This window comes from Nocardioides ginsengisoli (assembly GCF_039537225.1).
Classification (GTDB): domain Bacteria; phylum Actinomycetota; class Actinomycetes; order Propionibacteriales; family Nocardioidaceae; genus Nocardioides; species Nocardioides ginsengisoli.
In genome coordinates this window covers 1-13,639 of record NZ_BAABAC010000010.1, presented here as the reverse complement: position 1 = coordinate 13,639, position 13,639 = coordinate 1, and the positions used below count along the sequence as shown (strand labels likewise).

Here is a 13,639-nt window from a genome sequence, read left to right as displayed (position 1 = left end):
GGTGCCGAACCCGATCCCGCGCGCGGCTCCGGTGATGACGGCGACCCGCCCGTCGAAACGACCCATCTGCTTACCTCAGCTCTTCTCGAGTCCAGTTCGATCGGGTCGCAGCCTACGACCTGACCCCGGTACGGCGTTCTGGCCGTCCGGAACTCAGTCCTCGGCGCGGGTCTCCGCCGGCCGCCGCCCCCTCCCCACTATTGGGTAACTCTCGTCGCCGCGGGCGGTCGGAACCTCGGATCGTCTGCGGGCCGGACCGGCCCGCTCGTACGTTCGGGGCTCGCTACGGGGTTGTCGAAGTGCGGGGAGGCCTGGTCGAGATGGTGCGTTCTGTGACGTGGAGGAGCGTCTGCTCCTGCCTGGTGAGCCTGCTGGTGGCGCTCGCCTCACTGCTGGTGCTCGGCGCCGCGACCGTTCCGGCGTCCGCCTCGAGCGTCAGCGCGGCCGTCTTCACCGGCGGGTCGGGCACGCTCGCGGTCAACGGCACGCTGTACGCCAAGCAGGGCGGTGCGCTCACGCTGACGGTGACCACGTCGAGCGACACCAAGTGCGTCGAGGTGTCGGGCGCGCTGTCGGCACGGCAGCTGTCGGACACCGCGAAGACGTCGTGGACGTTCACCTTCACGGGCGGTGCGGGCAACGGGGCGCAGGCGGTCACGGTCGCCGCCTCCCCCGGCTTCAACGCCCCGCGCACCAACTGCACGGGGCAGTCGAACAGCACCCAGGCGTCGTACGTCGCCGACAACACCGGCCCCGCCTCGACGCCGACCGTCACGCCGGCGCCCAACGCCGCGGGCTGGAACAACGTCGACGCGACGGTGAAGTGGGCCGTCGCCGATGCCGCGGGCGGCGTCGGCGTCGCCAACGCGAACGTCTTCCCCGACCAGACCGTCACCCAGAACGGCGTCACCACGGTCAGCGTCGCCGCGACCGCCGACCGGCTCGGCAACCAGGGCTCGCCCGCGTCGGTCGACGTCCGGATCGACAAGGCGAAGCCGACCATCACCGGCACCGAGACGAGGAACGCCGACGGCACCTCGACGGTGACCTTCACCTGCTCCGACACCAGCCCGGGCGGCGTCACGTCGTCCGGTGTCGCGACCTGCGTGGCCGACGGCACCAGCCCGGCCTCGAGCTCCAAGACCGTGCCCGCGGGTACGACGGTCACGAGCACCGCGACCGACAAGGCGGGCAACACCGCGACCGCCTCCTTCGCCACCACGCCCGCGGACACCACCGCGCCCGTGATCACGGCGGGCGTCTCCCCCGCTCCCAACGCGGCGGGCTGGAACCGGACCGACGCCACGGTGACCTTCACCTGCACCGACGAGCCGGGCGGATCGGGCGTCGCCTCGTGCGTCGCCGACGGCACCTCGCCCGCGTCGGCCAGCAGGACCGTCAGCACGGAGACCGCAGGCCTCCTCGTCTCCGGCACCGGCGTCGACAAGGCCGGCAACCGGGCGACGACCGCCACGACGGTCAAGCTCGACAAGACGGCGCCCACGATCACCGCGTCGAGGGACCGCGCGCCCAACGCCGCCGGCTGGTACGACCACGACGTCACCGTCTCCTTCGCCTGCTCCGACGCGCTCTCCGGCGTCCAGGCCTGCCCGGCGGCGCAGACGCTGAGCCAGGGGGCGAACCAGTCCGCCGGCGGCTCGACGAGCGACCGGGCGGGCAACACCGCGAGCGCCCAGCAGAGCGGGATCAACGTCGACGCCACGGCCCCCGTGCTGACGGGCAGCTTCTCGGCCGGCTGGCACACCGGCGACGTCACGGTGACCTGGACCTGCACCGACGCGCTCTCCGGCGTCGCCGCCCAGCCGGCCGACAGCACCGTCGGGGGCGAGGGCGCCGACCTCTCCGCGACCACGAGCTGCACCGACCGGGCGGGCAACACCACCACGCGCACGGTCGCCGGCATCCAGATCGACCGCACCGCACCCGTCACCGGGCTCTCCGGGGTCTCGAACAGCTGGGTCAACGGCAGCGTCACCGTGTCCCTCGCGCCGACGGACGGCCTGTCCGGCGTCGCCGCGACCTACTACGCGGTCGACGGCGGCGACGTCCAGACCGGCACCAGCCTCGTGCTGAGCGCCGAGGGCGAGCACACCGTCACCTACTTCAGCACCGACCGGGCCGGCAACGCCGAGTCGCAGCAGTCGGTCGTCGTCCGGATCGACCGGACCGCGCCCACCATCGGCCACCTGTTCACCCCGCTCTCCTACACCGACGGCGCGTGGACCAACCACGACGTCACGGTCACCTTCACCTGCGCCGACCAGGGCGGCTCCGGGGTGGCGAGCTGCTCGGCGCCCAGCACCGTCTCGACCGAGGGCGCCGCCCAGCAGGTCGTCGGCACCGTGAGCGACCACGCGGGCAACTCCGCCACCGACACGGCGGTCGTGAGCATCGACAAGACCGCGCCGACGATCACGGCGTCCACGGACCGCCCGGCCGACCACGACGGCTGGTACGACGGCGACGTCACCGTCTCCTTCGCCTGCTCCGACGCCCTGTCCGGCGTCGCCTCCTGCCCGGCCCCGAAGGTGCTGCACGAGGGGGCGAACCAGTCCGCGGGCGGCTCGGCCGACGACAACGCCGGCAACTCCGCTCACGACGGCGTGAGCGGCATCGACGTCGACACGACCGCGCCGGTCCTCACCGGGAGCTTCCCCGGCGGCTGGCACACCGGCGACGTCACCGTCACCTGGACCTGCACCGACGCCCTCTCCGGCGTCGCCGCCCAGCCCGCCGACAGCACCGTGACGGGCGAGGGCAGTGACCTCGGCGCGACCACGACCTGCACCGACCGGGCCGGCAACAGCTCCACCGCGACGGTCAGCGGGATCCGGATCGACCGCACCGCTCCGACCACGTCGGCGACGGTCTCCGGTGTCCTGCACCAGGGCTGGTACCAGGCGGGCGTCGAGGTCGACCTGTCCGCCGCCGACAACCTCTCGGGCGTCGCGGCGACGTACTACTCCCTCGACGGCGGCGACCCGGTGCTCTACGCGGCGCACGTTCCCGTGGTCGAGGACGGCACGCACACCCTGCGCTACTGGAGCCTCGACGCGGCCGGCAACGTCGAGCCCACGGCGGGCAACAGCATCACCCTGAAGATCGACAAGACGGCCCCGACGCTGACCGGTACGGCGACCACCGCTCCCAACGGCGCCGGGTGGTACCGCGACGACGTCACCGTGACCTGGACCTGCGCGGACGCCACGTCGGACATCGACGGCGCCTGCCCGGCCGACAGCACGGTCGGCGGCGAGGGCGACGACCTGAGCGCGAGCGCCAGCGTGTCCGACCACGCCGGCAACTCCACCAGCCGGACCGTCGACGGGATCCGGATCGACCGGACCGCCCCGACCACCACCGCCGCCGTGCCCGCGCTGCCGGACAGCGGGTGGTACGTCGTCCCGGTCGAGGTGTCCCTCACCGGCAGCGACAACCTGTCCGGGGTGAGCGCGACGCACTACAGCGTCGACGGCGGCGACCCGCAGCTCTACGACGGCCCCTTCACCGTCGCGGCCGACGGCCCGCACCAGGTCACCTTCTGGAGCCGCGACGCGGCCGGCAACGTCGAGACGGCCGGCGCCCCGCTGACCTTCCGGATCGACCGGACCGCACCCGTCACCACGGTGATCAACCCGATCTCGCCGGACTCGGGCTGGTTCGTCACCAGCGGCATCCCGTTCGCGTTCGGGGCGAGCGACGCGCAGTCGGGCGTGGCGGCGACGTACTACACGATCGACGACGGCGCCCCGCAGCAGTACGGCGAGCCGTTCACCGCCGACCTCTCCACGGGTCGCCACACCGTCGACTACTGGAGCGTCGACGCCGCGGGCAATGCGGAGCAGGTGCGCACCTTCCCGCTCGACGTCGACACGATCGCTCCCACCATCACCGGCAGCCAGAGCCCGTCCGCCAACGGCTACGGCTGGAACAACGGCGACGTCGACGTGACCTTCCACTGCACCGACGCCGACTCGGGGATCGACGGCGTGGCCGGATGTGCCGGGGACACCACGCTGGTCAACGAGGGCGCGAACCAGGTCGTCCACGGCGACGCGGTCGACGTGGCGGGCAACCACAGCAGCACGGACTACGGACCGGTCCGGATCGACCGGACCCGGCCGACGCTGCAGGGGGTGCTCCCCGCCGGCGCCCGCGACGGCTGGTACCGCGGCGACGTGGCGGTCCAGTGGGTCGGCGACGACGCGCTGTCGGGCATCGACCCGGCGAGCCAGCCGGGGAACAGCACGGTGACCGGCGAGGGCGCCGACCTGACTGCAGGTCCGGTGACCATCGACGACAAGGCGGGCAACGAGAGCGCGCCCGCCACGGTCCACGTCAAGATCGACCGGACGGCGCCCGCGATCAGCGGCGCTCCGACGACCCAGCCGAATGCGGCCGGTTGGTACAACAGCCAGGTCATCGTCGACTTCTCCTGCACCGACGCCCTGTCGGGGGTCGCCACCTGCCCGACCAGCAAGGCGATCCGCGCCGACGGCGCCAACCAGTCGGTGACCAGCGACCCGGCGTCCGACGTCGCCGGCAACGAGCGCGCGGGCAAGACGGTGGGCGGCATCAACGTCGACGGCACGGCGCCCTCGACCACGTCCAACAACCAGTGCACGAAGGTCAACGGCTGGTGCACCGGGTCGAACGCGAATGTCGTCCTGACCGCGACCGACCAGCCCGGCCTGTCCGGCGTGAAGGAGATCCGCTACCAGGTCAACGGCGGCGCCACCCAGGTGGCGGGCGGCGCGACCAAGACCGTGACCGTGCCGCTCGACGGGTCCGGCGCCGCGACGCTGACCTACTGGGCCGTCGACAACGCCGACAACCGGGAGCCCGCCAACAGCGTCGCCCTGAAGTGGGACAACATCGCGCCGACCCTCACCCACACGGTGTCCCCGAAGCCGAACAGCGCGGAGTGGAACAACGCCGACGTGACGGTGCACTTCGACGCCAAGGACGACGACGCCGGGTCCGGCGTCAAGGCCGGCAGCGTGACGCCCGACGTCGTGGTCAGCGCCGAGACCGCGGGCCGCGACATCACCGGCACCGCCCAGGACGTCGCCGGCAACACGGGCAGCGACAAGGTGACGGTCAAGCTCGACAAGACGGCCCCGGTCATCACCGGCGCGATCGTCGACGGGACGCTGGGCGCCAACGGCTGGTACACGTCCCCGGTCACGGTGCGGTTCACCTGCTCCGACGCCCTCTCCGGCATCGCCACCTGCCCGGACCCGGTGGTCCTGGCGACCAACGGGGCGAGCAACGCGGTGGCACGCACCGCCACCGACAACGCCGGCAACACGGCGTCCGCGACGGTGTCGGGCATCAAGATCGACCAGGAGAGGCCGACGCTCACCACGGCCGACGTCAACGTGGCCGGCGCGACGTACACCCTCGGCGCCGTCCCGAGCGCCTCGTGCAACGCGGCCGACGCCGTCTCCGGGGTCGACTCGTGCCGGGTGAGCGTCACGGGCGGCAACGCCAACGGCGTCGGCGGCTTCGCCTACACCGCGGTCGCCACGGACAAGGCCGGCAACACGACCACCGTCACCGGCTCCTACGCCGTGAAGTACCGGTTCGACGGCTTCCTGCAGCCGATCAACGACACCGCGCACCAGATCGGCGTCGCGACCAGCACCTTCAAGGCGGGCAGCACCGTGCCGGCGAAGTTCCAGCTGAAGCGGGACGACGGCACCGTGGTGCAGTCGCCGACCGCGCCGGTGTGGCTCACCCCCGTCAAGGGCAGCGCCACCAGCGCGCCGGTGGACGAGACGGTCTACACCGCCTCGGCCGACAGCGGCACCACCTACCGGTACGACGCCACCGCCCAGCAGTACCTCTACAACTGGAAGAGCACGAGCGCCGGCGGCAACTACTGGCGGGTCGGCGTGCGGCTCGACGACGGGCAGACCTACTACGTCAACCTCGGCCTGCGCTGACGGGGGTGCGCGGCGAGGCTCAGTCCTCGTCGCGCATCTTCGCCAGCCGGGCGCGCAGCGCCGACGCGCGGTGCTCGTTGCCGCGCAGCTCGACGTACCGCTCGCCGTGGACCCACAGCAGCGCGTCGTCGAGCCGTCGTACGGCGCCCGGCGGGTAGCGGTAGCCCATCCGCTCGCGCAGCAGCTCGTCGTCGACCGAGCGCAGCGTGTCGCCGAGGGCCGCGAGCGAGGTGATGCCGAGCTCGAGGACGAGAGCCGAGATCCACGCGTAGTGGTCGGTGCGCGACCAGCCGGCGTCGGCATACTGCCCGGCGAGGAAGGCGGCCAGCTCGCGCGGGCTCATCCGCGGGTCGTCGTCGGCGCGCTCGGCGTCGACGGCCGCGGCGGTCTCGGCCGGTCCGTCGCGGAGCAGGTCGCGGATCGTCGAGAACTCGCGGTCGGCCAGCTCGAGCAGCCCGGCGGCGAGGGTGAACCGGCGGTCGAGGTCGAGCACGTGCTCCGGCGGGACGGCGCCCTTGTAGCGGACGTCGTGCTCGAACTCGGCCCACGCGTGCTGCAGGACGGTACGGATCTGCAGCGCTGCCCGATGTCCGTGCAGCAGGCCGTCGGCGTCGTCGCGGGTGGGGTCGAGGCCGACGAGCAGGTGTCGACTGGCATAGCCGAAGCGCCCCTCGCTGGCGGTCTCCTGGCCGAGGTCGCGGTCGTCGTGGACGACGATCTGGTCCTCCAGCAGGTCGACGACCGCCTGCACGTCGCTGTGGACGTAGGTGATGACGCGGACGCCGATCTGGTCGGTGATCTCGTGCAGCGGGTCGCTGAAGATCAGCCGCCCGTCGACGGTCTTGGCGGCCTTCAACGCGAACGACGACACCGACTTCGCCCGTCCCGTCACGGTCAGGTAGTTGATGCCCGCCTCGTCGAGGATCGACGTCACCAGCCGCACGAAGCCCTCGGTCACCGGAACCAGGCCGGGCTGCAGCTCCGCATACCGGCGGACTGCCGAGCCGACGTCGAGCGGGCCCTCCGAGCCGCGCCCCAGCCGCGGGGTCGGCTCGAGGTCGGCGGGCAGCGTGGGGGTCACGATGTAGCCCGTCGCCAGGTCGCCGTACGTCGTGACGCGGTCGGGCGCCCGCTCGGCGAACAGCCCGATGTAGGCGCACACGACGGCGTCGACCTGGTCCTCGACGACGCGCAGCTCGCTCTTGCGCGCGGCGGTCTCGGCCGCGGCGCGCAGCTCCTGCCAGCCGGCCAGGCCGCCGACGTGCAGCGGGAGGTCGGCGTGCTCGAGCCCCTCGACCAGCCCGATCAGCATCACCAGCTGGGCGCGCAGCTGCTCGAGGTCGCGACCGGGCTTGTCCTTGTACTTCAGGGTGCGGCCGAGCCGGAACAGGGCCACGGTCGCCGGGTGCGGGTAGACCTCGATCGCCCGGCGCGGACGGCGCGAGCGCGGATTGATGTCGAGCCCGAGCCGGGCCGCGACCCGCGCCGCCCGCGGCTGCTCGCGGAACTCCGGCTTGCCGGTGTTGGACGGGTGCGCTCCCGCGTCGAAGCGCGCGAAGTCGCGGTTGAGCGCGGCCTCGGCCGGGCGGTTGCCCGTCGCATTCGGTACGACGATCGGCGCGTCGATGGCGACCAGGCAGTCGCCGTCGACGTACGGCGCCAGGCCGGTCACGATCTCGTCGTCGGTGCGCACCGCGGAGACGTGGAGCAGGTGGCCGTCGGCGTCGACGACCGCGAGGCCGGTCGGCCGCCGCTCGCCCCAGGCCAGGTCGACGCCGACGAAGTGCATGCTCACGAGGCCTCCAGCGCGGCGCGCAGCCGGGCGGCGTAGTCGGCGGACTCGCCCGCGGCGTACCTGGTCCGCGGCCAGAAGAACCCGCGCAGCCCGTCGCCCTTGGTGCGCGGCACGACGTGCAGGTGCAGGTGGGGCACCGACTGGCTGACCACGTTGTTCATCGCCACGAAGCTGCCCTGCGCGCCGAGCCCGTCGACCACCGCGCTCGAGAGCCGCTGCGCGGCGGCCAGGAAGCCGTCACGCTGCCCGGCCGGGAGGTCGGGCAGCGTGGCGATGTGGTCGCGCGGCACCAGCAGGACGTGGCCCTTGAACACCGGGCGCCGGTCGAGGAACGCGAGCAGGTCCGGCTCGTCGAGGACGACGTCGGCCTCCGCCCCGCCGGCGATGATGGTGCAGAAGACACAGTCCGCCATGCGCCGAATCTAGAGGATGGGTCAGGCGGCGCCCTGCTGCACGGTCCACGCGTCGCGCGCCGCGACCGCGATGTCGGGGTGGTCGGAGAAGAGCGCGTCGACGCCCGCGTCGAGGAAGGCGTCGATCTCGCCGGCCAGGTCGCCGCGCGCGTTCGGGTCCGTGCCGATCCGGTGGTTGGTCGGCAGGAACTGGTTCTCCGCGCGCATCGTCCAGGTGACGACCTTCAGCCCGGCGGCGTGCGCGTCGCGCACCAGCGTGCTGGGCGTGCCGATCGCGCCGCTCGCGTCGCGCGGGAGGATCAGGTTCTTGGTCGGCGCGACCCAGTCGGCGTACGTCGCGATGTCGGCGAGCGCGGAAGGCGTCACCTGGGCCGCCTTGTCGACGAGCTGGACCAGCGACACCCGCGTCATGGTGGCGAGCCGGCGCAGGTTGCCGTCCTCGAAGGACTGGATGACGACCTTCGCGTGCGGCCGGTCGAGGCCGGAGGCACGCAGCGTGCGGACGAGCGGCTTCTCGAGGGAGAGCCCGATCGAGGCGAAGTACGACGGGTGCTTGGTCTCCGGCGCGATGCCGATCTGGCGTCCGGTGCGGCCGGACTCGCGCTTCACCAGCGCGATGACCTCGGCCAGCGTGGGGATCTCGAACTGCCCGTCGTAGCGGGTGTTGTCGGGCCGCACCTGTGGCAGACGCTCCTTCGCGCGCAGCGTCTTGAGCTCGGCGAGGGTGAAGTCCTCGGTGAACCAGCCGGTGACGGCGACGCCGTCGATCACCTTCGTGGTCTTGCGGTTCGCGAACTCCGGGTGCGTGGCGACGTCGCTGGTTCCGCTGATCTCGTTCTCGTGGCGGGCCACCAGGACGCCGTCCTTGGTGGAGACGAGGTCGGGCTCGACGTAGTCGGCGCCCATCCGGATCGCGAGCCGGTAGGCCGCGAGCGTGTGCTCCGGCCGGTAACCGGACGCGCCGCGGTGGGCGATGACGAGCGGCTCGCCGGCCGCGTGCCGGACCGGCTGCGCGCCGTGGCCGGGTGCGGCGTGGGCGGGGGTGGCGACGGTGGTCGCGCCGAGGGCGAGGACCGCGGACGTGGTGGCCATGAGCGTCCTCCCGAGGAGGGTCTTCCGAGTCATGACCGCCAGCCGACCAGCCGCAGGTGGCCCGTCGGAGAGGCACGGGTGAACGTCAGTGGGCGGGAGCGTGCTCAGCCGGCGCCCAGCAGGAGGATGCCGCCGACGAGCAGCGCGACGACCTTGACCAGCTCGGTGCCGACGTACCAGAGATGCGCGTGGGAGCGCGGCCCGTCCGCGCCCTCGGGCGCCGCCAGGACGGCGTCCGAGCGGCGGGTCAGCAGCGGCCGGACCAACAGCAGCTGCGTCACGAGCACCACCACCGCTACCCCCAGCGCGGCAACCGGGCCGCTGCCCGGGTCGCCCGTCAGCAGGCCGATGATCACCACCACGGCGAGCACCAGCTCGCACGCGTTGAGCGCGCGGAACACCAGCCGCCCGATGCCCAGACCCAACTTGAGCGTCACGCCCGGCGCCCGGAACTTCACCGGCGCCTCGATGAACGAGATGGCCAGCACCATGCCCAGCCAGACGAAGGTGCCGGCGACGGAGGTGGCGAGCGAGGCGGGCATGCCAGCATCATCCGCCCTCCCTTCGGGGGTACGCCGCACGCCCGCGGCCCAGCAGAATGGGCAGGTGGCGTACTGGCACCGCACCTCCCCGCACACCTTCACCCCCACCGAGCACGTGGGCGGCGCCTGGGACCAGCGGACCCAGCACGTCGCGCCGGCCCTCGGCGTCCTCGCCCACGAGGTCGAGCGCGACCGCGACGCCCGCCGCTCCGACGGCCTGGTGATCAGCCGGCTGTCCTACGACATCCTCGGCGTCATCCCGATCGAGCCGATCGACGTCGAGGTCGAGGTGCTGCGCCCCGGCCGGACCATCGAGCTGGTCCAGGCCACCGCCCGCCACGACGGCCGCGCGGTCGTCGTCCTGCGCGCCTGGCTCGCCGAGCCCTACGACACGACGCCGCTCGCCGGCACCGACCTGCCGTCGATCCCGCCCGCCGACGAGATGGAGCCGTGGGACATGGCCGGCCTCTGGGCCGGCGGCTTCATCGCGTCGATCGAGATCCGCCGCAAGGAGCTCGGCCCGGGCCGGTCGATGGTCTGGGTCCGCACCTCGCACGCGCTGGTCGCCGACGAGCCGGTCAGCCGCCTCGCCGCCGTCGCCGGCCTGATCGACATCACCAACGGGATCGCCGTCCGCACCGACCCGACGAAGGTGTCCTTCCCCAACCTCGACCTCACCGCCCACTTCCTGCATGCGCCCGCGGCGGGCTGGCTGGGCCTCGACACCACGCAGTCGTACGGCGCCGGCGGCATCGGCGTCACCAGCTCGAAGATGCACGACGAGAACGGCCCGCTCGGGACGGTCGCGCAGACGCTGACCGTGCGCCCCTGATCCTGGCTCCCCGTCCCACCCGGCAGATCCGCTCCGAATCCGCCGGATTCGCGACAGTTGTGCCGGGTGAGACCGGGGTCAGCGCACCCCGCGGACCCGGTCGAGCGAGCCGGGCTCGGGGATCCCGGGCCGCAGGTCCGGCGCCGGATGCCGCGTCACCGGCGGCGCGCCGTAGCGCAGGAGACCCGCCCAGGCGGAGCCGGCGACGTCCTCCTCCGGGTCCTCGGGCCATCCGTCGGAGCGACGCAGGGACCAGGTCTGGATCGGCATCGCCAGCACCAGCGTCGCGGCGAGCTCGCGCCGGGTGTGTCGACGTACCTCGCTCGTGCGTCCGGGGAGCATCCGATCGGTGAGGACGTCGAGCGCCGCCTCGTGGTCCGCTCCTTCGAGCACGGCGAACGAGCCGAACAGCACCGCGCTCGTGGAGACGAGGGAGGACTCGAACGCCGACCGGGCCACGATCACGCCGTCGACGACCGCCACCGACACCGCCGTCGGGACGCCCGACGCGACCCGGCGCATCCAACGCGATCCGGTCGAGCCGTGCGCGAGCAGCAGATCGCCCCAGCGGGCGACGGCGGTCGGGAGGACGGCGGGCGTGCCGTCGTCGTCGACGAAGGAGAGGTGGGCGAGGACGCCCGCTTCGAGGAGTGCGTCGAGGTCGGCCCGGTCGTGCGACATCAGCTCGGGCATCCGGGTCGGCTCGGTGCGGCTCACGGCGGCGAGTCTGGCATGCCGGCGCGTTCGGACACCGGTCGTACGGTGGGCCCATGCGCATCGCCGTCGTCGGAGGCCATGGCCAGATCGCCCGCCTGCTGCACCCGCTCCTCGTCGCCGCCGGCCATCAGCCGGTCGCGCTCGTCCGCGGCGCCGCCCAAGCCGAGGCCGTCGAGGCCCTGGGCGCCGGAGCGCGCCTGCTCGACATCGAGGCCTCCGACGCCGCCGGCTTCGCCACCGCCTTCGCCGGCTGCGACGCCGTCGTCTTCAGCGCCGGTGGCGGCCCGGACGGCAACATCGAGCGCAAGCGGACCGTCGACCTCGAGGGCGCCCTGAAGTCGATCGCCGCCGCCGAACAGCTCGGCATCGCGCGCTACGTCCAGGTCTCCGCCATCGACGTCGACAACCCCGTCTCCCCCGACGCCGGCCCCACCTGGGCCGCCTACGTCGCCGCCAAGCGCGACTCCGACGCCGCCGTCCGCGCCAGCACCCTCGCCTGGACCATCCTCCGCCCCGGCCGCCTCACCGACGACCCGCCCACCGGCCTGGTCGCCCTCGGCCCCGACGTGCCGCGTAGGCCGGTCACACGCGGCGACGTGGCCGCCGTACTGGCTGCGGTGGTGGGGCGGGCCGACACGGTCGGGCGGCAGTGGAACCTGGTGGGTGGCGACGTGCCCATCGCCGAGGCACTCGACGGCGCTGCGGCGGATGGCACGCCTTAGGCGCCATCGCCGCTCAGGCGTACTTCGACTTGCCGATCTTGGTCGTCGATGACACGAAACTGCGGCGCTTCTTGCCGTACTCCGCGATCGACGAGGTGCCCTTGGTGACGCTGCGAGGCCCCTCGATGGTCGTGATGCGGACGGCGGCCTTGGGCTTGCGCTCGCTCATCACCGACTCCTTCCTCTCGACGAGAACATTAGATCAGACCTCCGACGGTTCGGAGCGTCTCAACAGCACGGCCCACACGGTTCCGTGGATCACGGGCACCGTCAGGTAGGTCGCGAAGGCGGCAGCAAGCCAGGCAGAGCCGATCCAGAACCACGTGAGCCACGGCTCATGGAGATGACCGACCAAGGTTGCACTGGCCACTGCGAGAAGCGCCGCACAGCTCAGGGTGATCCAACGCAGGGGACGGAGCAGCGCTGCCGCAAGGTGACTCTCGCCCGCCCCGGCAAGGAGCGCGATGCCGACAGCCGGTGCGGCCAGCAAGACCGCCACCGCACCATCGGGCGCTTCGAGAAGCGCGTCCCGCGCCCCATCGAGCCACAGGGCCAGCTGAAACACCGACGCCGTGAACAGGGAGACGAGAATCGCGACGAGCCGTATCGAGGCCGCCTCGACGCCGACCTGCAAGGTCGCCTCGCGGTCCGGAGGCGGGCTGTACGGGTACGACGCGCTCGCGTGGATCAGCGTGCCGAGGCCCTTGTCCCCTCCGGCGGAGGCCTCGCCGTCGTCCGCACTCGGCAGGCTGAGGGAGCGAGCCTGCAGCGGGGCCTGAACCCGGACGTCCAAGTGATAGGAGGCCGCCCAGCTGGGGTCGCCCACATCGAGCGCGAACGGCTGCGTGCGATAGCCCGCGCTGGCGAGCACACCGGTGAAGATGCCCGCCGGAGTTCGCGACGCCGTCCAGTCGAAGGAGAACTTGAGGACGGTCCGCGTTCCGACCAGGTCGCGCGGTACGAGCACCACCAGGAGGAAGCTCCGGGCAAGGTCGAAGGCCAGATCGATGAGTGGCCCGGAAACGCCCTCGAACTCGACGTCATCGGTCTCGGCGCCGGCTGTCGGAGACAACCCCGTCACCGCCGCAACGGCTTCCTCAGGGCTTCCGAAGACGATCTGCTCGAGGTAGGGGTAGACGTCCTTCGCGATCGGCCCCAGCTCGCGCTCGAACTGGCAGGCCAGAGCGGCGAGGGCGAGCTCGCCGTTCTCCTCGCGCCCCAGCACGGGGAGCGACTGGCCGTCCGGCCCCTCGGTGTCCAGATTTCGCACGACGCCCTTGGCGACGAACGCCAGCGGGACCATGGCCGCGCCCTTCGGCCTGCGCCAACGGCGGAGTCGCTCCGCCCGCTCGTAGGCGAGCTGTGGCTCGGGCGGTGGCATGCAGTCGAGTGACACCCTGCGCCGCGCTCGCTCGCCCTCCAGCAGTTCCACGCTCTCGACCTTGCGGAAGCACCATGCGCTCGAGGCCCAGATCGAGTCGACCACGGCGCGCCCTAGCTGTACTGACCACGGACGTTAGGTACGGCGCGCCTGCTGGACGATGACGAAGACCTCCG

At 72.6% G+C, this 13,639-nt stretch carries 10 protein-coding genes; 3 read left to right on the top strand and 7 right to left on the bottom strand.

Going from position 1 to position 13,639, the window contains the following annotated elements; translation table 11 throughout:
* Nucleotides 1-332 precede the first annotated feature (332 nt).
* Entirely contained in the window at nt 333-5,969 is a 5,637-nt protein-coding gene (locus AB4880_RS06320) for an OmpL47-type beta-barrel domain-containing protein (protein WP_367918366.1), read from the top strand.
* Between the two features lie 19 nt (nt 5,970-5,988).
* Here the strand turns inward: AB4880_RS06320 and AB4880_RS06315 are convergent, their stop codons facing one another.
* The 4 genes from AB4880_RS06315 to AB4880_RS06300 form a co-directional block, all read right to left on the bottom strand.
* Nucleotides 5,989-7,758 (bottom strand): DUF429 domain-containing protein, encoded by a 1,770-nt coding sequence (locus tag AB4880_RS06315; protein WP_367918367.1) that lies wholly within the window; start codon nt 7,756-7,758, stop codon nt 5,989-5,991.
* Nucleotides 7,759-7,760: 2 nt separating this feature from the next.
* Complete coding sequence (locus tag AB4880_RS06310; protein ID WP_367918365.1) at nt 7,761-8,177, bottom strand: HIT family protein; 417 nt, start codon at nt 8,175-8,177, stop codon at nt 7,761-7,763.
* A gap of 21 nt (nt 8,178-8,198) precedes the next feature.
* Nucleotides 8,199-9,269, bottom strand: coding sequence for a glycerophosphodiester phosphodiesterase (locus tag AB4880_RS06305; protein ID WP_367918364.1), 1,071 nt, complete (start codon nt 9,267-9,269; stop codon nt 8,199-8,201).
* 104 nt (nt 9,270-9,373) lie between these two features.
* Complete coding sequence (locus AB4880_RS06300; protein ID WP_367918363.1) at nt 9,374-9,811, bottom strand: hypothetical protein; 438 nt, start codon at nt 9,809-9,811, stop codon at nt 9,374-9,376.
* 64 nt (nt 9,812-9,875) lie between these two features.
* Between AB4880_RS06300 and AB4880_RS06295 the strand changes: the two genes are divergently transcribed.
* On the top strand, nt 9,876-10,643 hold the full coding sequence (locus tag AB4880_RS06295) for a thioesterase family protein (protein WP_367918362.1): 768 nt from the start codon (nt 9,876-9,878) through the stop codon (nt 10,641-10,643).
* Nucleotides 10,644-10,721: 78 nt separating this feature from the next.
* On the opposite strand, the gene AB4880_RS06290 is transcribed toward AB4880_RS06295, so the two are convergent.
* Complete coding sequence (locus tag AB4880_RS06290) at nt 10,722-11,360, bottom strand: pyridoxamine 5'-phosphate oxidase family protein (RefSeq protein WP_367918361.1); 639 nt, start codon at nt 11,358-11,360, stop codon at nt 10,722-10,724.
* Nucleotides 11,361-11,413: 53 nt separating this feature from the next.
* Between AB4880_RS06290 and AB4880_RS06285 the strand changes: the two genes are divergently transcribed.
* Nucleotides 11,414-12,082 carry an NAD(P)H-binding protein gene (locus AB4880_RS06285; RefSeq protein ID WP_367918360.1) on the top strand — a complete coding sequence of 223 codons (669 nt, stop codon included), beginning with the start codon at nt 11,414-11,416 and terminating at the stop codon, nt 12,080-12,082.
* A gap of 13 nt (nt 12,083-12,095) precedes the next feature.
* Here AB4880_RS06285 and AB4880_RS06280 read toward each other — a convergent pair whose 3' ends face one another.
* Together AB4880_RS06280 and AB4880_RS06275 are read right to left on the bottom strand one after the other, a co-directional pair.
* Complete coding sequence (locus AB4880_RS06280; protein ID WP_367918359.1) at nt 12,096-12,251, bottom strand: hypothetical protein; 156 nt, start codon at nt 12,249-12,251, stop codon at nt 12,096-12,098.
* A gap of 33 nt (nt 12,252-12,284) precedes the next feature.
* Nucleotides 12,285-13,514, bottom strand: a complete 1,230-nt coding sequence (locus AB4880_RS06275) for a hypothetical protein (RefSeq protein WP_367918358.1) — start codon at nt 13,512-13,514, stop codon at nt 12,285-12,287.
* Nucleotides 13,515-13,639: the final 125 nt, after the last annotated feature.